This window comes from Paraeggerthella sp. Marseille-Q4926, from assembly GCF_916618935.1.
In the GTDB taxonomy this organism is placed as follows: domain Bacteria; phylum Actinomycetota; class Coriobacteriia; order Coriobacteriales; family Eggerthellaceae; genus Paraeggerthella; species Paraeggerthella hominis.
Map to the genome: position 1 here is coordinate 423,042 of NZ_CAKAKF010000003.1, position 26,955 is coordinate 449,996.

The 26,955-nt window shown below is 62.7% G+C and carries 21 protein-coding genes; 4 read left to right on the plus strand and 17 right to left on the minus strand.

Annotation, left to right across the window (positions count from 1 at the left end; translation table 11 throughout):
- Positions 1-36: 36 nt before the first annotated feature.
- The 14 genes from LG373_RS07095 to LG373_RS07160 all read right to left on the minus strand — a co-directional run bounded on the left by LG373_RS07095 (position 37) and on the right by LG373_RS07160 (position 16,655).
- Positions 37-1,086, minus strand: a complete 1,050-nt coding sequence (locus LG373_RS07095) for a cell division protein FtsQ/DivIB (RefSeq protein WP_114567208.1) — start codon at positions 1,084-1,086, stop codon at positions 37-39.
- Positions 1,040-1,966 carry a UDP-N-acetylmuramate dehydrogenase gene (murB, locus tag LG373_RS07100; protein ID WP_114567207.1) on the minus strand — a complete coding sequence of 309 codons (927 nt, stop codon included), beginning with the start codon at positions 1,964-1,966 and terminating at the stop codon, positions 1,040-1,042. Before murB ends, LG373_RS07095 begins: the two co-directional genes overlap by 47 nt.
- 7 nt (positions 1,967-1,973) lie before the next feature.
- Complete coding sequence (murC, locus tag LG373_RS07105; protein ID WP_225749396.1) at positions 1,974-3,416, minus strand: UDP-N-acetylmuramate--L-alanine ligase; 1,443 nt, start codon at positions 3,414-3,416, stop codon at positions 1,974-1,976.
- 48 nt (positions 3,417-3,464) lie between these two features.
- A complete protein-coding gene (murG, locus tag LG373_RS07110; protein ID WP_225749397.1) occupies positions 3,465-4,583 on the minus strand; it encodes an undecaprenyldiphospho-muramoylpentapeptide beta-N-acetylglucosaminyltransferase in 1,119 nt (372 codons plus the stop codon).
- 4 nt (positions 4,584-4,587) lie between these two features.
- A complete protein-coding gene (locus tag LG373_RS07115) occupies positions 4,588-5,868 on the minus strand; it encodes an FtsW/RodA/SpoVE family cell cycle protein (RefSeq protein ID WP_225749398.1) in 1,281 nt (426 codons plus the stop codon).
- A 10-nt stretch (positions 5,869-5,878) separates the two neighbouring features.
- Entirely contained in the window at positions 5,879-7,360 is a 1,482-nt protein-coding gene (gene murD / locus LG373_RS07120; protein WP_225749399.1) for a UDP-N-acetylmuramoyl-L-alanine--D-glutamate ligase, read from the minus strand.
- 15 nt (positions 7,361-7,375) lie between these two features.
- Positions 7,376-8,422: a phospho-N-acetylmuramoyl-pentapeptide-transferase gene (mraY, locus tag LG373_RS07125; RefSeq protein ID WP_225749400.1), complete on the minus strand. Its 1,047-nt coding sequence runs from the start codon at positions 8,420-8,422 to the stop codon at positions 7,376-7,378.
- Position 8,423: 1 nt separating this feature from the next.
- Positions 8,424-9,908, minus strand: coding sequence for a UDP-N-acetylmuramoyl-tripeptide--D-alanyl-D-alanine ligase (murF, locus tag LG373_RS07130; protein ID WP_225749401.1), 1,485 nt, complete (start codon positions 9,906-9,908; stop codon positions 8,424-8,426).
- A 3-nt stretch (positions 9,909-9,911) separates the two neighbouring features.
- Positions 9,912-11,411: a UDP-N-acetylmuramoyl-L-alanyl-D-glutamate--2,6-diaminopimelate ligase gene (locus LG373_RS07135; protein WP_225749402.1), complete on the minus strand. Its 1,500-nt coding sequence runs from the start codon at positions 11,409-11,411 to the stop codon at positions 9,912-9,914.
- 7 nt (positions 11,412-11,418) lie between these two features.
- Positions 11,419-13,323, minus strand: a complete 1,905-nt coding sequence (locus LG373_RS07140) for a penicillin-binding protein 2 (protein ID WP_225749403.1) — start codon at positions 13,321-13,323, stop codon at positions 11,419-11,421.
- 4 nt (positions 13,324-13,327) lie between these two features.
- Positions 13,328-13,792: a cell division protein FtsL gene (locus LG373_RS07145; RefSeq protein ID WP_225749404.1), complete on the minus strand. Its 465-nt coding sequence runs from the start codon at positions 13,790-13,792 to the stop codon at positions 13,328-13,330.
- Positions 13,793-13,857: 65 nt separating this feature from the next.
- Positions 13,858-14,814 (minus strand): 16S rRNA (cytosine(1402)-N(4))-methyltransferase RsmH, encoded by a 957-nt coding sequence (gene rsmH, locus LG373_RS07150; protein ID WP_225749405.1) that lies wholly within the window; start codon positions 14,812-14,814, stop codon positions 13,858-13,860.
- Between the two features lie 18 nt (positions 14,815-14,832).
- On the minus strand, positions 14,833-15,282 hold the full coding sequence (locus LG373_RS07155; RefSeq protein WP_114567196.1) for a division/cell wall cluster transcriptional repressor MraZ: 450 nt from the start codon (positions 15,280-15,282) through the stop codon (positions 14,833-14,835).
- A 479-nt stretch (positions 15,283-15,761) separates the two neighbouring features.
- On the minus strand, positions 15,762-16,655 hold the full coding sequence (locus LG373_RS07160; RefSeq protein ID WP_225749406.1) for a site-specific tyrosine recombinase: 894 nt from the start codon (positions 16,653-16,655) through the stop codon (positions 15,762-15,764).
- A 315-nt stretch (positions 16,656-16,970) separates the two neighbouring features.
- On the opposite strand from LG373_RS07160, the gene LG373_RS07165 reads away from it, so the two are divergent.
- Positions 16,971-18,449, plus strand: a complete 1,479-nt coding sequence (locus LG373_RS07165) for a DUF1846 domain-containing protein (protein WP_114567194.1) — start codon at positions 16,971-16,973, stop codon at positions 18,447-18,449.
- A gap of 240 nt (positions 18,450-18,689) precedes the next feature.
- Positions 18,690-19,736: a hypothetical protein gene (locus tag LG373_RS07170; protein WP_225749407.1), complete on the plus strand. Its 1,047-nt coding sequence runs from the start codon at positions 18,690-18,692 to the stop codon at positions 19,734-19,736.
- Positions 19,737-19,835: 99 nt separating this feature from the next.
- On the opposite strand, the gene LG373_RS07175 is transcribed toward LG373_RS07170, so the two are convergent.
- Complete coding sequence (locus LG373_RS07175; RefSeq protein WP_225749408.1) at positions 19,836-20,750, minus strand: NAD(+)/NADH kinase; 915 nt, start codon at positions 20,748-20,750, stop codon at positions 19,836-19,838.
- 66 nt (positions 20,751-20,816) lie between these two features.
- Between LG373_RS07175 and LG373_RS07180 the strand changes: the two genes are divergently transcribed.
- Both LG373_RS07180 and LG373_RS07185 read left to right on the plus strand, forming a co-directional pair.
- A complete protein-coding gene (locus tag LG373_RS07180; protein ID WP_225749409.1) occupies positions 20,817-22,841 on the plus strand; it encodes a murein biosynthesis integral membrane protein MurJ in 2,025 nt (674 codons plus the stop codon).
- Positions 22,842-22,929: 88 nt separating this feature from the next.
- Positions 22,930-24,411 (plus strand): helix-turn-helix transcriptional regulator, encoded by a 1,482-nt coding sequence (locus tag LG373_RS07185; RefSeq protein WP_225749410.1) that lies wholly within the window; start codon positions 22,930-22,932, stop codon positions 24,409-24,411.
- Between the two features lie 119 nt (positions 24,412-24,530).
- Here LG373_RS07185 and LG373_RS07190 read toward each other — a convergent pair whose 3' ends face one another.
- Together LG373_RS07190 and LG373_RS07195 are read right to left on the minus strand one after the other, a co-directional pair.
- On the minus strand, positions 24,531-26,159 hold the full coding sequence (locus tag LG373_RS07190) for an FAD-dependent oxidoreductase (protein ID WP_114567189.1): 1,629 nt from the start codon (positions 26,157-26,159) through the stop codon (positions 24,531-24,533).
- Positions 26,160-26,190: 31 nt separating this feature from the next.
- A complete protein-coding gene (locus tag LG373_RS07195) occupies positions 26,191-26,658 on the minus strand; it encodes a hypothetical protein (protein WP_225749411.1) in 468 nt (155 codons plus the stop codon).
- Positions 26,659-26,955 lie beyond the last annotated feature (297 nt).

Genomic DNA, 26,955 nt, shown 5'->3' on the forward strand with positions numbered 1-26,955 from the left:
GTTCGGCGAGCGTAACGTCTCGCCGTCCCGTCGTGCTTACGAAGCGCGCCAGGTTGGGCGATCAACGGTGCGCACGTTGATGTAGGCAACGCCGTCCGGATGCTGCTTCATGATTTCCAGACAGACTCGCTCCTTTTCGCGGATGTTGTCCGCGGTTCCAAAGACGATGTCCGGACCGTCTTTGATGGTGAGCGTGGTCGACTCCCGTTCCGTAGCCTTGACGGCGGTCACGCGACCGGCAAGCTCGGTTGTCATTCCCGAAACGATATCGAGCGCGTTGTTCACGTTGGCATCGGTGCAGTACGCCCCCACCTCTGGCTTGGTTCCGTACGGCACGTCGGTGATGCGCAGCACGGAATCGGCGTCCTCGTACACCTTCGAGCTGGTCTTCTTGCCGGCTTCCGAATCCCTGTCGGGAATGGGCATGAGCCACATGCCGTCCGACGCGATGGCCCACGGCTGCGTCTTCTCGGCGTTTTGCGTAGGCACCTCCACCACGGCTTCGATGGTGCGCTCGGTCACCGCCAGCTCCAACGTATCGGGGAAGATGCGATTCACCGACACGTCCTGCACCCAGGAGTTCTTCAGCAGGTTGTCCCTGATCTTGGAGGCGTCCACGCGCAAAAGCGTGGTGCCCGCCGGAACTCCGGCCATGTTCTGCATGTCCTCGGCGGTCAGATGCTCGACGCCTTTCACCGATACGCTTTCGATGGTGAACAGGCTGGAATAGTAGACGCCTACTCCACCTATGACGAGCGCGCCCACGAACGCGGCCGCAATGCCGATGCGAACCAGATGGCGGCGATACGTGCGCTGCGTGCGCGCAGAGCGCTGCGCACGATCCAAGTCGCCCACGCGCACGGACGTGAGCGGCGGCTGGTTCTGACCGGATCGGCGATTGGGCATCTGACCGCCGGGCATAGCGCGATAAGCCCCGCCGTACGACGAGGAACGACCGCCCGGACGGTTCGCCGCGCCGCGGGAAGGCGCAGCGGGCCGCGCGCTTGCGCCCGCCGAGCGCCGCGGGCGCGAAGACGCCTTACGAGAACCCGAGGAAGCGGACTTCCGGTTGTAATTCGATGCCATACGTTTCGTACACCTTATATCTAGCCAGCTCGATCAGATCCATCACGTCGCGCGCAGTCGCGGTGCCCTTGTTCACGATGAAATTCGCATGAACTTCGGACACCTGGGCTCCGCCGATCGTGCAGCCCTTCAAACCGACCGCCTCGATAAGGCGGCCAGCGGAATCCCCTTCGGGGTTGCGAAACACGCTGCCGCATGAAGGAAGCGACAGAGGCTGCGTCTTCTTGCGCCGCGTATGCGACGCCTCCATCTTACCTCGTAAGTAGAACGGGTCGGCCGGTTCTACGGAAAGTTCGCATTCCACGATCACCTCGTCGGGAGCGAACGAGCTGGAGCGATACCCCCAGGAAATCTCGTCCCCTGCGCGCCGCATCAGGCCTTTTCGAGCATCGAGCGTGGTCACCGAAACCACGCGCGATCCAATCCACTCGTCGCGGGATCCCGCGTTCATGCGCAACGCGCCGCCCACGGTTCCCGGCGTGCCCACCGCGAATTCCAACCCGGCGAGCGAACGGCGAAACGCCTCCTGCACCACCGACGACAGCGGCACCCCGGCCCCTACGCAGAAACGCTTCGCGTCCTCGTCGAAGCGACACGTGCGGAAATCGCGGCCCAGCGTCACCACCACGCCCGGATAGCCCTCGTCGGAAACCAGCAGGTTGCTTCCGCGCCCGACGGCAACCCAAGGGACGCCGGACGCCTCGCACACCTCGACAAGATGCTTGAGCGCGCCTACGGACGCCACCTGCACGTAAAAGCGAGCCGGCCCTCCGATGCGGTACATGGTATGGCGAGCCATAGGCTCTGCCGGGTACACGTCGCCGTCGAACGCGTCGTCGACGAGCAGCGCCTCGAGCGGAGAGGTATGGCGAGCGGTCATCGAGGCATCACGCCCGCGAGGCCTGGCCGGAAGCCGCTGCAGACGGATCAACGCCTCGCTCAAGCGCATCGACCAGCTGCGGCCCGATGGCCGTCACGTCGCCCGCGCCCATGGTGATGAGCAGGTCGCCCGCGCCCAGCTTGGACAGCAGGTAGGGAACCACCTCGATGCGGCGGGGAACGTACGCCGCCTCCGGATGGCCGATGTGGTCGAGCACGACGTTCAAGAACGTCTTGCCGGACACGCCGGGGACGGGAGCTTCGCCCGCCGGATACACGTCCATGAACGTCACGGCGTCGGCAGCGTCGAACGCGGCGGCGAACTCGTCTTTAAGCACCTCGGTGAACAGCGGCGCACGCGAGTAGCGATGCGGCTGGAACAGCACGTGCACGTGCGAGAATCCCAAGCGCGAGGCAGCTTCGATCGTGGCAGCGATCTCGGTGGGATGGTGCGCGTAGTCGTCCACGACGGTCACGCCGGCCACCTCCCCTATCAGGTCGAAGCGTCGCTTGACGCCCGCAAACCCGCTCAGCGCGTCGGCCGCAGCCTGCGCATCGTAGCCGAGCGCCCACAAAAGCGCCACCACGCCGGCGGCGTTCAGCACGTTGTGCCGACCGGGATTCTGCTTAACATGCGCGCGAACCTGCTGGCCGTCGGGCAGGGAAAGCACAAAGTCGCTGCCCACGCCATGAGGCTCGTAGGACGTGATGCGCGCGTCGCACCCCTCGGCGAAGCCGTACACGACCAGCGTGCGGTCGGCTTGCTGCGCCAGCTGCACCAAAGCCTCGTCTTCGCCGCATGCGACGACCACGCCTTCGTCGGCGGGCACCGATGCGATGAAGGCGGCGAACTTCTCGTAGATCTCGTCAAGATCGCGATAGTGATCCAGGTGATCGGCCTCGATGTTGGTCACGAGGACGGCCTTCGGGGACAGGTGCCTGAAGGACTTGTCGGACTCGTCGGCCTCGACCACGTAATGACGGCCCGCTCCCGAATGGGCGTTGGTGCCGTACGCGCGCACGATGCCGCCGATGAGGAACGTGGGGTCCTCGCCCATTCCGTCCAGCACGCTGGCGAGCATGGACGAGGTCGTGGTCTTGCCGTGCGTGCCGGCCACGGCAAGCGTCTCCAGGCCCACGCCCAGGTGGGCGAGCATCTGGGCACGATGCCAGATGGTCAGTCCGCGCTCTTTGGCGGCGATCAGCTCGGGGTTGTTGTCCAAGATGGCGGTCGATACGACGACCACGGGATCCCCCGCGGGAATATTGGACGCATCATGGCCGACGTGCACCGTGATGCCGGCGTCTTTGAGCTGCTTGGTGTAGCGGCTTTCCTTGATGTCCGAGCCGCTCACCTGCATCCCCTGGTCAAACGCGACGCGCGCGATGCCGCTCATGCCGACCCCGCCCACGCCGATGAAGTGAACCTGTTCGATGCGCGTTGTTTCCATCTTTCGTCCTTCGATTGCCTCTCGTCTTTCGCGAACCGCCATTGTACCCTACCGAGCGTCTTTTGAGCCTCGACTCGACGCAGCCTGCATGACCGCGTCCGCCAAAAGGGCGGCGGCGTCTTTCGTCTTCTGCGCCCGCGCCGCGCAGGCCATGCGCTCGCGCACGTCGGCATCTTCGACGAGCGTGCGCAGCAAGCGCTCGAATTCGGGGCCTTCCACGTCGGCGTCGGCCACCATGAACGCAGCGCCGGCGTCAACGCACGCACGCGCGTTCATGGTCTGGTGGTCTTCGGTGGCGTACGGGAACGGAACCAGCAAAGCAGGCAGGGCGCGCGCCGATATCTCGGCGAGCGACGTGGCGCCCGCACGCGAAACGATGGCGTCGGCCGCCGCCATGGCCAAGCCCATCTGGTCGGTGTAGCCGTACAGGTGCCAGCGGCGAGCCTCGGCTTCGCCGAGGGAAAGCGCGTCCGTCACCGCATCAAGCTCCTTCGGGCCGGTGACGTGCACCACGTGCAGATCCTCGTAGGAAAGCAGCGCGTCTTTGAGCGCCGTCACCGCTTGGTTCAGATGGCGCGCGCCCAGGCTGCCGCCGGTAACCAACAGCATGCGCGCATCGTCGGGCACGCCGAAGGCAGCGCGCCCCTCGGCGCGGGTCGCCCCGAACACGCTTGAGCGCACAGGGTTGCCCGTCACCTTGACCCGGCTCTTGTCCGAAAGCGCCTCGGCCGCGCGCTCGTAGGTCAGGCACACGGCGGCAGCGCGCTTCGCAAGGTACTTGTTCGCCATGCCCATAACCGAATTCTGCTCGTGCACCACCACGGGGATGTCGCGCTGCTCGGCGGCGCGCGCCACCGGAATGCACACGTACCCGCCGAAGCCCACCACGGCATCAGGCTGGATCTCGCCGAACCACCGTTTGGCCTCGCCGGTGCTCTTCTGTATCTTCATGACGGCTTTCGGCAGCGTCAGCGGATGGCTTCGATCGAAACCCTGCGCTTCGAACGCTTTGAACTCGATGCCCGCAGCGGGCACCAGGCGTGACTCGACGCCTGTCGGAGTACCGGCGAAGCGCACGGTGCATCCGCGCTTCTCCAGCTCTTCGGCCAGCGCAAGCGCGGGGTTGATGTGGCCGGCCGTTCCGCCGCCGGATAAAACGATAAGCATGACGCTACCTCCTGCCACGTCGAGACGACGATCTTGACCCGCGCCCCTCGCCCCTGCCGTCCAAGCTGGGGTCGGCGGCGCGCACCACGCGCAGATCGGCACGTCGGCGATCGTACACCGTGGGGCCGTTCGCGCTTTGGGACACCGACAAAATGATCCCGACCATGATCAACATGGCCACCAGCGACGATCCGCCCGACGACACGAAGGGCAGCGGCTTTCCCACCACGGGAAAGCACCCGATGACCATGGCTATGTTGAGAAACGCCTGGAACGCAATCATGATGGTGCAACCGCCGGCAACCATGGTGCCGAAGTTGTCGGAAGCCGATCCCGCTATGCGCATGCCCGCGTACAGCAGCAGCAAGAACAGCGCGACCACCACGAGCGCGCCCACCAGGCCCAGCTCCTCGCCGATGATGGCGAAGATGAAGTCGGTGTCGGCCTGGGTAAGGTACAGGTACTTCTCATGGGAGTTGCCCAAGCCCTGCCCGAACAAGCCGCCGCCCGACAGGGCGTAAAGCGAGTGGATCAGCTGGTACCCCGTATCGAAGCCTCCCTGCCCGTCGTTCCACGGATTCAGGAACACCATGAGGCGATCGCGGCGGTACGACGATCCGAAGATGCCGATCAAGCCCAGCGCGACCACCACGCCCACCACGATGAGCATGGTCCGAAGCGGAACCTCCCCCAGCCACATGACGGCCAGAATGCCCACCACGCAGATCATGGCGGTTCCCAGGTCGGATTGCGGGCCCAAGATCATGAGCACCGGGGCCACCACCAGCAAACCGACCAGGCACAAAAACGCGCTTGTGGTGTACTGCCCCTCGCGGAAGTCGGCGAACAGGCGCGCCGCCACCAAGATCAGCGCGATCTTGGCGAACTCGGACGCCTGCAAGCTGAAGCCGCCGATGCTGAGCCAGCGGCGAGCGCCCCATTCCTCGTCGCCCACGCCCGCCACCGCCGTGGCTACGAGCAGCAGAAACGCCAAGGCCCACAGCGCCCACACCACGTTGCTGCGCCATAGCGACACGGGCACGAACTTCCATATCACCACTGCCAAGACCACGCCGACGACGGCGAACTTGATCTGGTTGATGGTTTCGGCCATCGAGTTCCCGGCTCCGTCCGCGCCCGTTTTGGCCAAGGTGATGACCGCCGACGTGGAGTAGATCATCACGAACCCGATGAGCATGAGGGCGAGAACCGTCAGAAGCAGGATGATCTGCGGACCCATGATGTGAGCGGGAGCGTCCCGCCTGTCGCTTCGCGTGCGCGCCATAGCCGACCCGCTACGCGCCCAGCGCCGCTGCGCGAGCGGCTACCAGGCTTTTGAATACGCGGCCGCGCTCCTCGAACGAGCCGAACTCGTCGAACGACGCGCACGCCGGAGACAGCAGCACCACGTCGCCCGCGCGCGCGACGGCAAGCGCTTCGTCCAACGCAGCCTCCAGGCCGCCTGCGCGCAACAGCTCAAAACCAGCAGGGGCTTCAGGCGACGCGGCCGCGAAAGCGTCGGCGAACCGAGCGCCCGCCGCGCCGAAGCACACCGCCGCGCGCGCATGCTCGTGCGCGGCGGCAACCAGAGGAGCCAGGTCGGTGCCCTTGTCGTCGCCACCCAGAAGAACGATCGGGCGCGCCTCGGGAAACGCCGCCAACGCCTTGAGCGTGGCGTCGACGTTCGTAGCCTTGGAATCGTTGTAGCACGCCGCGCCGCGCACGCTTCCGCACGGCTCGACGCGATGCTCAAGCGGCGCGAACGTGCGCAAGCCCGCGGCCACGCTCGCCTCGTCCGCGCCCAACGCGAGCGCCGCCGCCGCTGCGGCAAGCGCGTTCGAAACGTTGTGCTCGCCTTTGATGAGCAGGGATTCGGCGGGAACCAGGGCGCGGTCATGCTGGCCTTCGGCCACATGCAGCCACCCGTCAGGTCCCAGAAACGCCGCATTCTCGCTTCCGCATGCGGCGCGCATGTCGCCGCGCACGCCCGCGCTCGTGCCCAGCGGCACGTACGAGAACCCGCGCTGCGCAGGCTCCAACGCGCGCAGGCGGCGCACCTCGGCCCGGACGACGTCGTTCGCGGCATCCAGCACGGCAACCGATCCCGGAACGGCGGCAAGGTTCGAGAGGATCTTCAGCTTTGCATCGCGGTACGCCTCCAAGGAGCCGTGCCAATGCAGGTGGTCGGGCGTGATGTTGAGCAGCACGGCCACCTGTGGCGCGAACCGGACGGTGGACGCAAGCTGGTACGACGAGACTTCGGCCACGTACACGTCGGTGTCGCCGCCCGCCACGGCCTCCAAGCATGTATCGCCTATGTTGCCGACGGCCTTCGCGTTCATGCCGGCGGCGCGAAGCAGGTGCGCGACAAGGGCCGTGACCGTGGTCTTGCCGTTCGTGCCCGTAATGGCCACCCAACGGCTGTCGACTGCGCTCTCGCGCCAAGCGAACTCCACCTCGCCGATGATCTCGGCGCTGCACCGCGCGGCGCTGCGGTACAGCAAAGACCCCTCGGGAATGCCGGGGCTGGCGATGCAAAGATCGAACGCGCCCTCGACGCGATCGAGGTCGAACAGCACTGCGGCGCCCGCCGAAACAAGCGAGGCCGCAGCGTCCTCGGCGCTCGCCGTGCGCGCGCCCGCCGCCACGATCAGGCTTTCGACGCGCTCGCCCGCGGCAACCAGATAATCGGCTACCGCGCGCCCGCTTTTGCCAAGCCCCAAAACGAGCACGCGCCCCAAGTTCTCCGGCGCGCGCTTGCAATGCGATCTGTGCACGCGATCCTCCATAGACTACGCCACCGCCATGAGCGTTTCGGCGAAGTACAGGGAGAAGCCCGTTGCAGCCAGAACGCCGGAGATGATCCAGAATCGCACGACCACCTTCGTTTCGCTCCAGCCCTTCTTCTCGAAATGGTGGTGCAACGGAGCCATCAAGAAGATGCGCTTCTTCGTTTTCTTGTAGTACAGCACCTGGATCATGACCGACAGCGCCTCGGCCACGAACAGGCCGCCGATGATGAGCACGATGAACTCGGACTTGGTGAGAACCGCAAGGCACCCAAGCGACATGCCCAGAGCGAGCGAACCCGTGTCGCCCATGAAGATGTCGGCCGGGAAGGAGTTGAACCACAGAAAGCCGATGCACGCGCCCGCAAGCGCCGCACCGAAGATGGCGGGCTCGAGCATGTCGGAGCGGTACGCGATGGCCGCCATGACGATCATGACGATCATGACCGTTCCCGCCGCCAGGCCGTCCAACCCGTCGGTGAGGTTCACCGCGTTGCACAGGCCCACCAGCAGGATGTCCACGAACGCCAGGTACAGCCAAGGGATGGCGATACCATCCCCAACGGGCACGACCGTGGTCAGAACGCCCAGGTCGAACGTGTAGACGAACGGGATCTCAACCGTGGGGGCAACGTGCAGCCAGTTCACCGCAACCAGGCAGAACACCGTAGCGATAAGGAACTGGCCCACCAGCTTGGCCTTCGGGGTCAAGCCCAGGGAACGCTCCTTGACCACCTTCGACGCGTCGTCGATAAGCCCCAGCGCGCCGGTCAGAACGGTAGCGCCCACAAGCGCGAACGTTTCGGCCGTGGGCTTGCCCACCAGCAGAGCAACCGCCACAACAGCCACTAGCATGATGACGCCGCCCATGGTAGGCGTGCCCTGCTTGACCAGATGGCTTTCAGGCCCGTCCGCACGCACCTGCTGCCCGATATGGCTCGACTTCAAAAGCTTGTTCCATGCCGGCATCAGCACGATGGTGAACGCAATGGCCAGCACGATGGCCAAGAACACGAGAAACGTCGGGTATTGAGCGAAAATAGTGAACATATTAATTAACCAGTCCTTTGACTACGCGTTCGAGACCCATGAAGTGAGATGCCTTCACCAGCACGGCATCGCCGGGCTCTACGCAATCGTCCAAACAATCCAAAACCTCAGACAACGCCGCCGCGCGCACGATGCGCCCGGGCTCCATGCCGGACTCTTCCGCAGCATCGGCTATGACCTGCGCCAATTCGCCCACGCACACCAGTCGATCAAGGGGCAGATCCGCAGCCAGGCGCCCGATGCCGGCATGGCATGCCAACGCGTAGTCGCCCAGCTCTCCCATGTCTCCCAGCACGGCGATGCGCTTTCCGGAAACGTTCAGCGAGCAGAACGTCGACAACGACGCTCGCATGGAATCCGGATTCGCGTTGTACGCGTCGTTCACCACGGTGAAGCCGCCGCGCGCCTCGAGCACTTCCTGCCGTCCCGCCTCGGGCTCGGCCTTGGCAAGCGCGCCCGCAACATCGTGCAGGCTCATGCCGAACGAACGCCCCACCGCCGCGGCGACGCAGGCGTTGGACACGTTGTGCAGCCCGCGCAGGTTGAGCGAGCACGCGACCGCCTCGTGCGCGCCGTCCTCGGCGAAACCGCACGCGTGCAGCATGAAACAAGGGCGACCTTGGTCGTCAAGCTCGATCTGCTCGGCCCACACGGACGCGTTCGCGCGATCCTGCTCGGAGAAAGCCGCGCGACGGTCGGCCGCCTGCAACGATCCGTCGAACAGCACCGTGTCCACCCGGCGCTTGTCAAGGCATGCGTGATCGCGCACGTACGAGGCGAAGTCGTCGTCGGCGTTCACGAACGCGCGGCCCGTGCCCTCGGGCAGGGCGCACAGCAGCTCGGCTTTGGCGCGCGCGATGTTCTGGCGGCTTCCCAGCAGCTCGATGTGGCTTTCGCCCACGTTCACCACGATGCCCCAATCGGGGCGCACGAAATCGCACAGGTCGGCAAGCTGGCCCAAGCCGCGCATGCCCATTTCCACGACCACGGCCTGGGTTTCCGGCTGGGCGTTCAGCAGGGTCTTGGGAACTCCCAGCTCGTTGTTCTGATTGCCGGCGGTCGCCACCACCGTGTGGGAAGCGGCAAGCACGTCGCGCACCAGGTTCTTGGTCGTGGTCTTGCCCGTAGAGCCGGTCAGCGCGATAATGCGGCCCTTCAGGTGGCCGCGCCACTCGCGCGCCAGGTCGGTCACGGCATGCGCGGTGTCCGACACCTCGATCACGGCAGCGCCCAGCTCGCGCGCGAGCATCCGCACGGACGGATCGATCGGCTGCATGACAAGCGCGCACACGGCCCCCGCGCGCAAGGCTGCGGCCACGAAATCATGGCCGTCCACGCGCTCGCCCGGCAAAGCCAGGTACGCGTCGCCCGGTTTTACGTCACGGGAATCCCACGTCAGGCCCGTTGCGATAACGCACGCATCAAGCGGCTCTACCGAAAAGGAGCCGCCCGTGCAGGCGGCTATCTGTTTGAGGTTCAAGCGCATGCGCTACTCCTGCGATCCAGAGCCAGGGCCGAACGCGCGCTCCAGCTCTTCGGCGGCTACCACGCGATCGTCGAACGAAAACACCTGGTTGCCCACCAACTGGTAGTCCTCGTGCCCCTTGCCGGCCACGAGCACCGAATCGCCGGGCTTCGCGATTTGCAGCGCGCGAGCGATGGCCGCGCGGCGATCGGGTTCCACGTCGAAGCGATCCAAGCCCGCGCCCATGCCGCTTACGATGTCCTCGATGATGGCGTTGGGATCCTCCGTGCGCGGGTTGTCCGAAGTCACCACGGCGTAATCGGCCGCAAGCGCCGCGCGTCCCATGATGGGCCGCTTGCTGGCATCGCGATCGCCGCCGCAGCCGAACACGCAGATGGTGCGGCCCGGCGTGAGCGCCATGATGGATCCGAGCGCCTTTTCCAGCGCATCGGGCGTGTGGGCGTAATCCACGAACACCGATACGTTGCCGGTATGCTCCGCATCCACGCGCTCCAGGCGGCCGGGAATCTGCGGGGCCTCTTCAAGGGCCTCCACGATCACGTCAGCTGAGAATCCCAGCTGAAGCCCAATGCCGAACGCGCACATGACGTTTTCCACGTTGAACTTGCCCACCAGAGGGTAGTCGAACGTCAAGCGGCTGCCGCGCACGTCGAGCGTGACGGTGGTGTGCGTGGGCGCGTACTGCACGTCCACCGGATGAATCTGAGCGGACGGGTCGAAGCCGGTGGTCACCACGTTGTCCTCGGCCACCGAGCAGCGGCGCAGGAGTTCCTTGCCCCACTTGTCGTCGATGCAGATGACGCGGCGTGCGGGATAGTCCTTCGAGAACAAGCGCGCCTTCGCTTCGAAGTACGCCTCGAACGTATGATGGTAGTCCAGGTGATCCTGCGTCAGGTTCGAAAACGCCGTGACAGCGAAGGTCGTGCCCCATGTGCGCTCCAGATCGAGCGCGTGCGAGCTGACCTCCATGGCCACCGTGTCGCAGCGCTCGTCGCGCATGCGCGCGAACAGCTGCTGCAAATCGGGCGATTCGGGCGTGGTGTGCGCGGACTTCTCGCTCACGCCGCCCATGCGAACGCCCACGGTTCCGATGACGCCCGTGCGCTTGCCGGCCACCTTCGCGATATGCTCCACCAGGTAGGTGGTGGTGGTCTTGCCGTTCGTGCCGGTGATGCCCACCAGCGACAGGTCCTTGGAAGGATGGTCGTAGAAGTTCGCCGCCGCAACAGCCATGGCCTTGCGCGTGTCCTTCACCACGACCTCCGTGACGTCGGTCGCGTCGGCCAAGTACACTTTCCGCTCGACGACCAGCACCTTCGCACCGCGATCGATGGCGTCTTGCGCAAAGGAATGGCCGTCCGTCGTGAAGCCGACGATGCAGAAAAACGCGTCGTCCGGCTGAACCCGGTCGCTGCGATAGGCGATGCCCTCCGCCACGTCATCAGCGTTGCCGATAATGGTGCAGTCTATGCCCGCGAACAGTTCGGTACAGGTCTTGCCCATAGCTTCCTCACTCCGGATATATGTTGAAACGGTCGATGGCTGTTGCCATTATATCCTTAAAAATTGGCGTGACCACACCGTCGGTGGGAACCTCGTTTGCACCCACAAAACAAACCAATTGGCTTGACGAGTCGGCCAAAAAACCGGTGAAGGCCAGGTTGTACACGCCTTTTCGATACCCGCCGTTCACCTCGTCGTAAATCTCGGCCGTCGAGGTTTTTCCCGCCACGTTGAACCCTTCGATAGCGGCCTTCTTGCCGGTGCCCTCCGACACCACGGACTTGAGCATGCTGGTCAAATCCGCGATGGCCGCTTTGTTCTCGATAACCTGCTCGGTGGCGTATTCGGGCGTCTCGCCGCTTTGAGGCTTCGAGAGCAGGAAATGAGGCGTGCACTCCACGCCGTCGTTCACAAGCGCGCCGTACCATCGAGTGATCTGCAGCGGCGTGAGCGACATGCCCTGACCGAAGCTGACGTTGTAGCCGGTGACCTTGCTCCACTGGTCGAACGGCAGCAGATTGCCCAGGTAGTCAGTGCCGATCTCCCCCTCGCCCGGATAGTCCACGCCCGTCTTGGTGTGCAGGTTGTACTCGTTGATCTTGTTGTACAGGTTCTGGAAGCCCATCTTCTCGGTGGCCAGCGATATGCCGACGTTCGACGACTGGTCCATGATCTGGCGCAACGTGAACGTCGCATCGCCGCGCTCGTGCGCGTCCGAGATGACGAACCCGTCAGCTTCGATGTAGGCCGGGCAGAACAGCTCGCTGTCGGGCGTCATGGTGCCCGACTCCAAAATGGCCATGGCCGACACCGATTTGAAGATGGAGCCCGGCTCGAACAGGTCGGTCACGCACTTGAGCTTCGGAGCGTCCGGCTTCATCTCCGTACGATCCGCAGGGTTGAGCAGCGGAAGCGACGCGGCGGCGTAGATCTCGCCCGTGCCGCCGTCCATCACGATCGCGCTGCCGCCGTTCGCCGTGATGCCCTTCTCGTCGGCCGTAAGGCGCTCTTCGACGTACTGCTGCAGTTCGATGTCGATCGATATGATGATGTCCTGGCCGTCCACGGCGGCCTTCGAGTCCCGCGTGCCGCCCGGAATCGGCGTGCCGTCGGGGCTGCGCTCCTCGCGCGTGTACCCGGCTTCGCCGGACAGGATGTCGTTGTAGTACAGCTCCAAGCCCGAAACGCCCTCGTAGTACTCGCGGTTGTTCTCGATTTCCGTGTCGAGCTTGCACGCGCCTACCACCTGGCCGCCCACCTGGCCGTTGGGGTACTCGCGCTTCCACAGCGTTTTATAGCGAATTCCCAGGTCCTTGCCTTCGTACGCGGCGTCCTTCTTCGTGACCTCGCTCACGCGCGCGCGCACCTGCTCACCCACTTCGACGTCGGCCTTCTCCTTGATGACGGAGTAGCGCGTCCCCGAAGCCGTGATGGCCGGCAGATAGTCGGACTTCTGCCCGCCCAGCACGTCGACGAGCGTCTGAGCCGTAGCATCAGCATTGTCCACTTCGGTGGGATCCACGTAGATGGTGGTGGACTCGACGGACGTGGCAAGCACCACACCGTTGCGATCGTAGATAGTTCCGCGGCGCGGCTCGATCCAGTCGTAGCTCATGCGCGCGTTCTCCGCTTCGGCCGCCATGCGCGGCGCATCGACCACCTGCAAGAACACCAGGCGCAGCAAGAAGAGCGCCGCGATTACGGCAAACACCAGAATAGGAAGGAATACGCGATTGGAATCGGCTCCGACGTCGGCGAACGAACCGCGTCCGCCCGTATGCGAAGGGCGCGCGCCGCGAGAACCGCGGGAGCCGCGCGAACCGTGAGACTTCGGAGGACGCGCAGACGAACGAGAGCTTCCGCGACCGCGAGCGGAACGCTCGCCCCGCGGCATGTGAGATCTATCGGCCACGGTTTTACGCTCCAGCGCCAGCGGCTATGGCAATGCTCTTCGAAAGCGACAGGGCACCGGACTCGTCGGTAGCAACGACGTCTTTGCCCAGCTCGATCACGCCGGTTGCCTCAGGAGCGGCCATGCCCAGCTTGCCCGCCTGCTGCTTGACCTTCGTGGGGTTTGACAGCGCGCTTTGGGACACCTCGAGCGCAGCGCCCGAGGAGCGGGCATCGCTGATCTGGCTGGAAAGCTGCGTGGAGCTCATGGTGGTGGAAACCGTAGCGGACATAAGCCCGATGCGCACGAACGCAACCAGCGCGGCCACCACCAAAACGACGGCGACGGCCTTCGCCAAGAACACGACGTTGGAAGGAAGGGAAGCGGGCTGCGTGCGCGTGCCGCGGCCCGGAACCACGCTGATGCGAGCCTTGCGCTCATGCTCAGGTACGCGCTCAGGATAATAGGAATACGCCGGTGCTGCGCTCATGCCCAACCCCCTTTCTTCGTTTTAGCTGCCTATTCGGGTGGTGTACGTTCTGCGGTTTTCGTTGTTCAGCGCTTCTGCGCGATGCGCAGCTTTGCGCTGCGAGCGCGCGGATTGCGCTCTATTTCTTCAGCGGTCGGTAGGACCGGCTTACGCGTTACTATGTCGAGTATCGGCTCTTTCCCGCACACGCAGACCGGAAGGTCAGGCGGGCAGGTGCATCGACGGGCGAAGGATTGGAACGTGTCCTTCACGATGCGATCCTCAAGCGAGTGGTAACTGATGACCACCAGCCTGCCCCCGGGATTCAGCCAGCGTATGGCCGCGTCCAGTCCGCGCTTGAGCACGTCGAGCTCGCCGTTCACCTCGATGCGAAGCGCCTGGAACGTGCGCTTCGCCGGATGCCCTCCCGCTCGGCGCGCCGATGCCGGGATGGCAGCCTTGATCAGGTCGACCAACTGCGCGCTTGTCTCGATGGGCCCGTTCTGACGTTCGCGAACCACGAAGTCGGCTATGCGACTGGCCCACTTCTCGTCAGAGTACGTACGGATGATCCGAGTGAGATCTGCTGCGTTGTAGGTGTTGATGATCTCTGCTGCGGTTAGGGTTTGTTTCCCCGGATCCATCCGCATATCAAGAGGGCCGTTCTCCTTGAAGGAGAAGCCTCGAGACGGTGTGTCGATCTGGACCGACGATACGCCAAGGTCGAACAAGAACGCGTCGACCCCGGGCACTTCCACACTGAGAAGCGCGTCGTCCATATCACCGAAGTTGCCGCGCACCAATTCGAGGCGCGGGCGTACATCATCAGGCAACGTCCCGAGTTTTTGACGAGCGGCGGCAAGCGCCACTTCGTCTTGATCGATGCCGATGAGCGTACCCGCGCTCCCGATGAGCTTGGCCGCTTCGAGGGAATGCCCTGCACCGCCGAGTGTTGCATCCACGAATGTATGCTGTGGTTTGAGGTTCGAGTATTCGAGGCACTCGGCGAGCAGAACAGGGGTGTGCCGATATTCGTTTATCATTTCGCTCACGCCTTACAATCAGTCGAACAGAAGACCGAGGTCGGTATCCTCGTCGTTTTGGTCGTAGCGCTTTGCGTCCCAGATTTCGAAGTAGCCCGTGTTGCCCAGCACGACGACGTCCTTGTCAATGCCAACAGCCGCACGTTGTTCGCTCGAGAGCATGATGCGACCGGACGCGTCAACGGACACGTCGGCTGCACGAGACTTGAGCTTGCGGCGCAGGCGCACGTGGAGATCGTTCGTGCGGTCGAACTTCTCGAACTTGTCCTCGAACACGCCGGCCACCCATGCGTTGAACGCATCGGGCTCGAACACGTAGAGGCATTCGTCCTTCGGGTTGCGGGTTACCACCAAATCCGTCGAAAGCACCTTGCGAAACGATGCGGGAAGAGACATGCGGCCTTTGGCGTCCACCTTGTGGCGGTACGCGCTGTTGAGATCAACCACCTTTTCGGTGTCCTCGGCCATGCCTTCCTTCCCGCCGCGACTCGCACGGCCCTTTCGATGCTTGGAATTCTATCCCACTTTGCCCCACTTCGCAACAAAATCCGGCCTTTTGACCCATTTAGACCCTTTTGAAACCATCCCGTTCCCCAAGTTGTCCCCCGACCCCCAAAAATGCAAGATTGAGACACGGCTAGATATTGAACCGATGGACGAAAACGAACACAAGATATTGATCGCACTACCGCTTTAGAGGGCCTTGGCATCTATATGGAGCGAGTTATGCGGAATCTGTGGCACGACGGATCGCCGACCGATTCGTTGGGTAAACCGTTCGGCAACACGCGCGAGAAGACGGGCGGAATCGAGCGGCGAAAGGCGCCCCTGCGGTGGGACGCCGCCCCACCGCGTCCCCCGCAGACCGCGATCGCGATGGGATGCCGTCCCACCGCCCCCCTCGCCGCCCAAGCGGTGCCGACGCCCGTCCGAACGATGCCGGTACATTACTTCGCGCGCGGGTGCGCGCGTAGATATTCCTCGCGCATGTGGGCGCGGTTGATGTGCGTGTAGATCTGCGTGGTGGAAATGTCCGAATGGCCGAGGATTTCCTGGATGACACGAAGGTCGGCGCCGCCTTCGAGCATGTGCGTGGCGAACGAATGGCGCAGCGTGTGAGGATGGAGGTTCGCCACGCCGATGGATCGCCCTGCCTCGGCCACGATGGCATGCACGCTTTGGCGCGTGAGCCGCCCGCCGCGTGCGTTCAGAAAGACCGCCGACGTGGGCTTCGCTGCCGGCTTCGTCAAACCGGGACGCCCGTTGTCGAGGTAGTCGGCCAACGACCGCAGCGCCGCGCCCGATATGGGCGACACGCGCTCCTTGCCGCCCTTGCCCAGAATGCGCAGGTACCCTTCCTCGAGCACCGCGTCGCCCAGGTCAAGCCCCACGCACTCGCTTACGCGCAAGCCGCAGCCGTACAGAACCTCCAAGATGGCCCGGTTGCGCAGCGGGATGGGCGCGCGCTTGGGAGGATCGGCTAGCATGGATTCCACTTGCACTGCGCTCAACACGTCGGGAAGTCGATCGGGAGCCTTGGGAAGCTGCAACGTGTCGGTGGGGTTGCGACGCACATGCCCCTCCCGCACGAGGAACCGGTAGAAGCCCTTGAGCACCGACACATGGCGATCCACCGTGGCGGCGGCGTATTCGCGGCCGAACAGGTCGGCTTCGTAGGCCACGATGGTCTCGCGCTGCACGTCGCCGACGTCCTTCACGCCGCACGCGTTCAAAAACGCCGCGAAATCCCGCAGGTCAGAAGCGTACGCGGACACGGTGAGGGGCGAGCTTCCCCGCTCGATGCGCAGATGAGCCAGATATTCTCGAACCAGTTCGTCCATCCACCAACCCCGTCGTCGACCCGGCAAGCGGGCATGAAAAGCAACGATCGGCCGATTCGCGCCAAACGCGCTGCGGCACCGTCGCACTGATCGAACAGCATAGCATGACGCTATGAAAAACCAGGTGCGGATAAGACGGGCGCCGAACGCCTTCGGACCTGCAGGTATGGCGAACCGAAGGAAGATCCCCTTCGTTACCTGCAATTAACAAAAACGAAACACCTACCAAGTAGGGTATACTGAATCGGATTGCGTGCGGCCCTCTGCGGTCGTGCGCGAACATCATCGACGGCAAGAAAGGGGCGCCGCATTCCCATGCGCATCGGATTCGACAACGACAAGTACATCGCGCTGCAGGCCGAGCATATCCGCAACCGCATCGACCAGTTCGGCGGAAAGCTCTACCTGGAATTCGGCGGGAAACTCTTCGACGACTACCATGCAGCCCGCGTGCTGCCCGGGTTCGAGCCCGACTCGAAGATCCGCATGCTCAAGCAGCTGGTGGACGACGTCGAGATCATCATAGCCATCAACGCGAACGACATCGAGAAGAACAAGGTGCGCGGCGACCTGGGAATCACGTACGACGAAGACGTGCTGCGCCTCATGGACATCTTCCGCGGCATGGGCTTCACCACCACTGGCGTGGTGATCACCCATTACACGAACCAGCCCTCGGCCGAGGCGTTTCGCAAGCGCCTGGACAGCCTGGGAATCAAAAGCTCCCTGCACTACCCCATTGCCGGCTACCCTTACGACATCGACCGCATCGTCAGCGACGAGGGCTATGGCAAGAACGAGTACATCGAAACGAAGCGCCCGCTTGTCGTGGTAACCGCCCCCGGCCCCGGTTCGGGCAAGATGGCCACGTGCCTGTCTCAGCTGTACCACGAGCACAAGCGCGGCGTGGCGGCCGGCTACGCGAAGTACGAGACGTTCCCCATCTGGAACCTGCCGCTCAAGCACCCCGTGAACATCGCGTACGAGGCAGCCACGGTCGATCTGGACGACGCCAACACCATCGACCCGTTCCACCTGGAAGCGTACGGCGTGACCACGGTGAACTACAATCGCGACGTGGAGATATTCCCCGTGCTCAAGGCTATGATGGAGCGCATCTCCGGAACGAGCCCCTACCAGTCCCCCACCGACATGGGCGTCAACATGGCCGGCAACGCCATCGTGGACGACGACGCCGTGCGCGAGGCCGCCAAAATGGAGATCGTGCGCCGCTACTTCCAGGCAGCGGTGGAAACGCGCCGCACCGGCGTGGGGCAGGAGCACGTGGAGAAGCTGGAGCTTCTGATGAACCAAGCCGGCGTGAACGCAAGCTTCTCGCCGGCGCGATCGGCCGCGCTTCTGAAGGAGGAGACCACTGGCGGTCCGGTGGGCGCGATGGTGCTGCCCGACGGCACCGTGGTGACGGGCAAGACGTCGCCGTTGCTGGGAGCTGCATCGTCGCTGCTCATGAACGCGCTCAAGGGCGTGGCCGGCGTCGAGGACATCAACGTGATCAGCGATGCGGTCATCGAGCCCATCTGCCGCCTGAAGACCGAGCAGCTGCACAGCCGCAACCCGCGCCTGCACTCCGACGAAACGCTGCTCGCCCTGTCCATCAGCTCCGCGACCGATCCGCTTGCGGCCACGCTGATCGACCACATCGACGACCTGCGCGGCTGCGATGCGTACTTCAGCGTGATCATCTCGGCCACCGACGAGAAGCTGTACCGCACGCTCGGCATCAACGTATGCTGCGAGCCGAAGTACGAGCAGCACCGGTATTACCACAAGTAAGCAATATCGAAGGGGGCCGCGGGCCCCTTCGATATGTGAGCGCTTTGCAACCACCACCCCCTACCGTCTGCAGGTGCAAGGCGCTCGCGTTCTCATTGTCGATCCAAAAACACGTTTTCGGGGCCGAAAACGTGTTTTTGGATCGACAATGTACCTTATAAGTATTATGGACTTCCTTATATTTTATTGCACGGATCGTGAGACAATGGGCAAACAACACTCGGTGCAAGGAGGGCGCTCATGACCGAAGTCCGCGATGTCGAACTGGCTCGCCTCTTTCTGTGCGCCGAGCGCAATCAACTGTGCCTTGTGCCCTCGAACCCGCGCATCCGAGAACTCTTACGCCGGCAAATCAATCAAGGGGAAGCCATTCGCCCAGTTCGCGGCATGTATGCACGAGCTTCGTATTGGCAGGCTCTTGCGAAACCCCAGCAAGCGATGCACATCCTCCGCACGTTGCAGAAGCTGCACCCCGACTGGATCTTTTGCCACGAATCGGCAGCGATTGCGTTTGGCCTGCCCGTCGCGTTCAGCCAAATGGACGCAATCCATGTCGAAACATCTCGTGCGAAACGCAACGCGTCGCCATCCAGCATCCGCTGGCATGTGATTGAAGATGATGAGCCCGCTCTCGTCCGGGGTCTTCGCGTTACCTCCCTCACTCGGACCGCCTTTGATTGCATGCGAACGACCAGCTTCAAGCAAGCCTTGGCTATCGCCGACGGCGCACTACGCTGCACTGGAAATGCGCCAAGCTGGTTCGCTGCTCGCTTCAAGCGCCTAGGCACAACGTACCCAGGCATCAATCAAGCCATAAGAACCATGTACTACGCCGATCCCCTGAGCGAAAGCGGCGGAGAATCCATTGCGCGCGCCACTATGATTGAGCAGGGGTTCGCGCTCCCCTGTCTCCAGGTTGCTTTTCCGCGGCCGCTCGACCCGCAACGTTCGTTCCGCGTCGATTTCCTTTGGACGCGAATGGACGGCAGCAATGTCATTGGCGAATTCGACGGCATGCAAAAGTACGAATGCGACGCATTCCGCAACGGTCGAACGCCGATGCGCGTCCTTGCCGACGAGCAGCACCGGGAGTCGCAGCTTACCCTCCACGGCATGCCTATCGTGCGCTTTTCCTACAAAGACGTGATGGACGCCGATCGTTTCGCAAGGCTCCTTGAACGCTACGGTATCCCCCGAAGCGACGAAATCGCGCGCGCCGAACGCCGTCTCGCTCAAACAAAATCGAGCACAGCACAGCTATTCACGGTTGAAAGCTTGCCAGGCTAGCGGCGCGAACCACCCGGCCGGTTCGCAAGGCATCCTTGGCCGTCAAGCCACGCACTTCGAACGGCGACGCAAGCTACAGCGGCTCCAACCTCCAACCCGCTAGAAAAACACCTTCGCGGCGTGCTCGTAAAAGCCCTCGTGCTGATGACGCAGCAAAACGGTGGGGGCTTCGCCTCGGCTGACGTAGATGCGACGCACCGGACGATCGAACGACAACAGCTCCCCATCGGCAAACAGGGTGGCGTCGCGTCGGGCCGCGTCGCGCGGCAAGCCCATTTCCACCACGTCGTTCGATGCGGTCACGATGGCGCGCGAATGCAGCGTATGCGGCGCGAGCGGCACCACCACCAGCCCCGTGAACCCAGGCGCCACCAAAGGACCGCCCGCCGACAGCGCGTAGGCCGTCGAGCCCGTCGCCGTGGCAACCACCAGACCGTCGCCGCGCATTTCGGCAACGTGCGAACCGGAAACCCCCAACGTGAAATCGATGACGCGACCGTTCGCGCCGCGCGTCACCGCAAGTTCGTTGAGCGCGAAGAAGCTACGAGCGCCCGCCTCGCACGGCGATGCCGCCTCGTACGAGGGCCCTTCCCCGTCGTCATCGTCGCTCCACGGATCGGGCTCGCCCTCGCATACAACGTCGATGCGCAGGTTCGCGCGCTGCTCGGCCACCACGTCGCCCGCCAAAGCCGCGGCCACGATGGCAACCACGCCGGCATCGCTCGAATTCGCCAAAAAGCCCAAGCGGCCGAAGTTGATGCCCAGGATAGGCACCCCAGTCGTACCGATCTGGCGCGCCGTGCGCAGGATCGTGCCGTCGCCGCCAAGCACTACCGCCATCTCCACGCCCGCCGCCAACGCGGCGTTCAAGCTGTCGTGGTCGCATGCGCACGAAAGCTCGGTGGAATCGACCAGCGTGTACTCAACCCCCTGCGTGGCCAGGTACGTTGCCAATAGCAGCGAGGCGTCCACGGCTTTCGAGTTGGAATTATTGCGTACGATGAGGATGTGCATGAAGGTCTTCTTTCCGGGTTTGCTATGATGGGCCATTATATCCGATGCATAAGGAAGCGTCCCTCCATGTCCGACAAGCTCGCACGAGCTCAACATATGCGCCCCGCCGACCCCGGTTCCACCTCGGAGATATTCGTGGGCGGTCGCCACGCAGGCCTCGATCGCACCGCCATCGCGGCCGCGGTCGCCCAGACGGTCGTGCCGAAGCCGGAGCCGCGCCACGACCCCGCCAGCGCGAAGGCGCGTCTGCGTTCGGCGGCTCCAGGAGAGACGTCCGAGATATTCATCGGCGGGCGCCATGCCGGACCCGACCGGACCACGCCTCCGCGCGACCCCTTCGAACCGCAGACCCCCGACCCGCGCGATGCCGCGAAAGCAGCCGCGCGGAGCACGCGCGAAGAGCGCGCGGCCTTTCCAGGTTCCACCTCGGAGCTGCCCATCATCAGCAAGCATGGCGGAACGGACAAGACCATCACCCCCTCGCCAGAGCCCGAGGAAACAACCGTTGCGGTCGGGTCGTCGGCCGCGCTCATCAGCGCATGCACCCTGATCTCGCGCGTGCTCGGCTTCGTCCGCACCTGGGTCATGGCGTTCGCGCTGGGCTCTACGCTTCTGTCGAGTTCCTATCAAGTGGCGAACAACCTTCCCGCTCAGCTGTACGAGCTGGTGATAGGCGGCATGATCGTGACCGCCTTCCTGCCCGTGTACCTGTCGGTGAAAAAACGCCTGGGGCGTGAGGCTGGCAACGAGTACGCCTCGAACCTGCTCACCATCGTCGTGCTGCTGCTGGGCGTGGTGTCGGCGCTTTGCATCGCGTTTCCGGGAGTCGCCATTTATACGCAAAGCTTCTTCTCGGAGCAATCCGAAATGGCGCTCTCCGTGTTCTTCTTCCAGTTCTTCGCCATCCAGATCGTGTTCTCCGGTGCGACGGCTATCGTATCGGGCCTACTCAACGCCAACAGGGACTACCTTTGGTCGTCGATCGCCCCGGCGGCGCAAAGCGTGGTGGTCATCGCTTCGTTTCTGCTGTACGCAGCGGTCGCCCCGCAAGACCCCGAGCTTGCGCTTTACATCATAGCCATCGGCAACCCCCTGGGCGTGTTCGTTGCGCTGGCTATCCAGCTGCCCGCCCTCAAGCGCAACGGCATCCGCATCAGGCCGCGCATCAACCTGCGCGATCCCGCCTTGCGCGAAACGCTGGGGATCGGCGTGCCGGCCGTGTTCGTCATGCTGTGCTCGTTCGCGGTGGTGTCGGTCCAGAACGCGGCGGCCTACAGCTTCGCCTCGAACGGGCCGTCCATCCTGTTGTACGCGCGCCAGTGGTTCACGCTGCCCTACGCATTTTTGGCCGTGCCCATCACCACCGCCATGTTCACCGAGCTGGCCGACATGCAGGCCGAGAACAACATGGAAGGCGTGAAGCGCGGCATCATAGGGGGCACGAACCAGATCCTGTTCTTCATGATCCCGTTTGCCATGTACCTCATGGTGTTCTCGTTGCCGCTGGTCACGCTGTACAACGCAGGCGCGTTCACCTCCGAGAACGTCGCATCCATCGCCTCGTACATGGCGGTGCTGGCGCTTGCCCTGCCCGTGTACGGCGTCAACACGTACCTGCAGAAGATCTTCAGCAGCCTGCGCAAGATGGGCGTGTTCGCAGCGTTCAACTTCGTGGCCGGCGCCGCTCAGATCGCGCTCACCGTCTACGGCGCCGCCAACATCGACCGGTTCCCCATCGAGATCATCGCCGTTGCGGAGGTGCTGTTCTACGTGGTGGCGGACCTGTGCCTGTTCGCTTACCTGCGCAGCCGCCTGGGGGCGTTCGGCCTGCGGTCGGTGGTGAAGGCATGCTTCTCCGGCCTGGTGTTCGGCGGCTTGGGAGCACTGGCCGGCGGCGGCGTACTGTATGCGCTGCAAGCGTTCGTCGCCCCCATCGCCGGATCGATCCCTCTGGCCTTGACGTACGTGCTCGTCGGAGGAATCGTGGCGCTGCTGGTGACGTTCGGCCTGTCCATCAAGCTGCGCGTACCCGAAGCCGCGTTCGTCGGCTCGCTCATCGGCAAGGTGAAAGGCAAGCTGTCCCGCGGATAGCGCAAGAGGTTAGAGCTTTGGAAAACGCCTGTCGCGCATCATGATATGATGTTGCGGTTCGATACTTCGCCTCTGGGGAAACGGTGTTATGAATTTCAAAGCTCTGAGCGGCTCTTCTTCTTGGCTCGCAATTGTTGGCGCAAGTTTTTTCTGGACTTGGATGGATCGGGCGATGTTCGGGGACTCCCTGTACTTCGTGCTGGCCGACCGAAAGGGGCTTGATCTTGCGCAAGCGCCTGAGTTAGCCCAGGAATCGTTCATAGTCATGCTAACGGCAAGCGCCATCGTGTTTCTTGCACTGGCCGTCGCCGCCAAACGGCAGACCTCATCGATATGGAGCGTCAAGACCACCTTGGTCGCAGCAGTAGCAGGCGCAATTTCTACGGCATCCATCCTTCTTGCCGCAAGCGCCAATATGACTGCGCTTGCTATGGCAGGGGCTTTCGTCACGGGCTCGTCAATGGCTGTGCTCAACATTTCATGGGGCCGCATCTGCATCGCCCAAGGACCCGCCAAAGCCATGACCCACATTGCAGGCGCTTGGGCGTTGGGACTGGCTATCAACATCCTTACCGAAGGCTTGGTCCCCATCGCAGAAGGCACCTTCATAATCGTTTTGCCCCTCGTATCTTTCGCGCTGTACGCAATCGATGCGAAACTCCAGCACACGGACCCTTACCGCATTGATCAAGCGGAGCAAACACCCGAACAAACCATGACCGCGAAAGCGCACGTGCTGGGAGTCGACGTTCGATTTCCTGCGTTCATCCTTGTATTCTGCATCGCTTTCGGACTCATGTGCAGCTTCGAGATATTCTCTCCCGCCGCCACCGAGCGTCAAACGATCATCGACATCGTCGGATTACGAGGCATCGTGTCGTTGCTGTTCTTTATAGCCAGCCTAACGGCGCCCGCGCGACGCATGGAATCGCTTTTCAATGCGTGCCTTTCCTTCATGGTGTTTGGCCTGCTGGTTATGACCGTAGGGCTTTACACCAACGACGTTCAGGGCCTGACCCGCATATTCATCCCCATCGGCTACGCCGGATTCGACATTTTGGTATGGACGCTGGTTGCTTTCTATGCGAAAACGACGGCAACGTCCCCCCTGCGCATCCTCGCCGTCGCCATGGGGGCCGAGCAAGCCGGCATTCTGGCTGGACAGCTCATTGGCATTGCATTGGGAGGATCAGCGAACGCAACGAACAGCATCATGATGATGGCATTAAGCTATCTGCTGCTGATTGCGGTTATGGGACTAGCACGCCTGTGCACCGTTCTGTGGCGCCGCCAACGCGATGATGTAGAAGCGAGCACGGCGGACAGCTCCCTAGACGCCTGCGACAAGCAGGAAGACCACCTCGATCGCTTTGCGGACGCCTACGAGCTCACCGCACGCGAAAAGGACGTCTTCGCCCTTTTCGCCGAAGGCCGCAGCGCACCCTATATCGCAGAAATGCTGGTTCTGTCCGAGAACACGGTGAAGACCCACCTGCGACACATCTACACCAAGTGCAACCTGCATAACCGTCAAGAGCTGCTAGACGCTATCGAGGCTTTCAAGCGCTAGCCTCGCACACCAGCTTTCCCGAAAGCAAAAGCCAGGCCGAACGTACGCTCGGCCTGGCTTTTGCAAGGGAGGGACTCGAAACCTTGCTGCCGATCGCTCAAGCAGCAAGTCGGCTCGCTTTACGCGCGAAGCAGATCGTGAGCTTGATTGGCAGCAGAGCGACCACCGTTCAAGCACTCGGCGCTCGCAGATCCGGGGACATCCATGGGATAGACGTCTCGATACAGCATGATACCGTCAAGGCCGATAACGAACACGTTCTCCATGACGCCGCCCTTTTCCAAAACGGGGCGGAACTTGCGGTCGGTTCGAACGCCGCCCAAAGGTCCTTCCATGCATTCGTGAATCTCGCAAATATAGAAGGGACCTTGAGCAATAGGCGTCAAGTATTCGGCCTTCTTGCCGTACAAATCATCCACGCCGGCAGCGCATTTTGCATTGTAGTCGTCTACTGCAGCCTGCAGCGCCGCAGCGTCGAGGCCGGCTTTTTCAGCTACGGCAGCCAGCGTATCCGCTCGCCATACGTCGTCGCCTTCGGCAATGATCTTTTCCATTTGCTCGGTGATATCAACGCCCCAGTCGGAAATAGCCTCGGGGTTGTATTGAGCGATCTGCTTGTCGTAAATAGCCTGATCGAACACGCTGAAGCAATGACCATTCTGATTGTGAATCGGCGCAGACTGCGTGATAACGTTCTCGACCACAAGCGCGCACGACTCGTCCACGAAGCGATCGCAGTCCTCGTTGACCCAAAGCATGGGGCCGCCGAAAGCGAACGCCGACCACTGAGGGCCAAACACTTCCACCTGATGAGAAATTCGGTTGTACTTCAAATAGCAAACACCGGAGAACTCGGCAGCTCCCGCAGCCAAAGCCATGTTCACGCCGTCTCCGAAATGGCCGGGCGTGCCGATGCGTTCAAGCGTCTCCAGATTGAAGCCCCATTTGGTCAGGCGACGATCATCGTTGGCGAAGCCGCCCGTAGCCAGCACCACGACCTGCGCCTGATACTGAACCAAATCGCCGAACGCGTCGATAGCGTACACGCCGTTGACCTTGCCCGATTCGTCGTAGCTGAACTCGAGCGCGCGATTGTTCAAGCGAATGTCCGCGCCCTTCTCGCGCAAGCGAGCCTGCATGGGCAGAACATAGCCCACGTACGCGGCGCCATCTTCCCACCAATGAAACGAGTTGACTTTGCCCGCCACCGCTCCGCAAGGATAGTTGTCTATCAGACCGCTCAGCTTGCATCCGCACGTATCCACCAGCCACTCGATATTGTCCGCGGAAGCATCGATAAGGTCCTTGTACAGCAATCCATCCGGGCACCACTGGGCCTTGCCCAGTTCTTCTTGCATGATGATAGAGCGATCGCACGAAACGTTCTGCTCTTTCTGGAAACGGGAATCGACGGCGAACGTGCCCTCCACGCCTTGACCGTTGCCGCCCAGCGTGGCCTGGCCTTCCAGCAAAATGAAATCGTCGCCGTTTTCGGCGGCCTGCACAGCACATGCAAGCCCCGCAAAACCGCCGCCCACGATGACGATGCCGGTGGATATAACCTCGGTAACCTCTTCGGGATTCACGACGATACCCGAGCAGTTAATGGTCTCCCCATTGCCTGCGGCCACGCCAGAGCCGCTTTTTTCAGCGGATTGGGGAGCGCAGCCAACCAGCCCGCAAACAGCGGCGCCCGCTGCGCCCATAGCGCCCAAAGTAAGAAAGTTCCTACGAGATATAGTCTCCATGATGATGCTCCTTTACGTAAAGTCGGATCACTTAGTTCTTGGAAAAGCCCTTGTCAGCACTGTAAGAAATCGACGCTCCGTTCACCTTCATGCTTGCATCGGTAACGGAATAGCGATAGTTCACCTGAGTGCTGTCTTCTCGTGCAGTGCTCGCCTGCACAGCCTGAATGGACACCGTGATCTGCACGTCCTGAACATCAAGATCTGCAACCTTCTTATACTTCAGAAGCTCATCGAAAAACTCCGCATAAGCCGGATCGTCCTGAGAGATGACGGCCGGGCTGTCGGCATCGGTCAAGCCCATGTCCATCATCGTGAACAAATCGCCAGCAGCCATAATGACCTGCTTGGCATTGGTCCGATCCTCGGTCGCCACCTCCGAAGACGACGTTCCCCCGCCGCATGCAGACAGCCCCAGCATTGCAGCCAGCGCAAGCGAAACGAGTGCGATAAGCCCTACCCTTATCACGCTCTTCGCAGCAGTTGCATTCCCTTTCATAGTTCCCCTTCCCTAGATGTAAATCGCTTCGCATTTTTGCGATGCGCTTCGCATGTTGAAGGAACCAGAAGGGGCCCGCGACACACGAAACTAACGAAACCGCCCTTTTTGACGACTTCACCAGAAAAGGATTACCCTGCCGTTCACCCTGTTCAGATAGCATGTTTTGCAATTTGGTCACGAGAGCGCGCTTGCATCCTTCGCTGATCGCGCCCCGCTTTCTCGCCTCTTCGCCTTCCTTGCGCATGCGCTCCCTGCGCCGCCTTCGCGAAGAAGGTCCGCGCACGAAAAACCGCC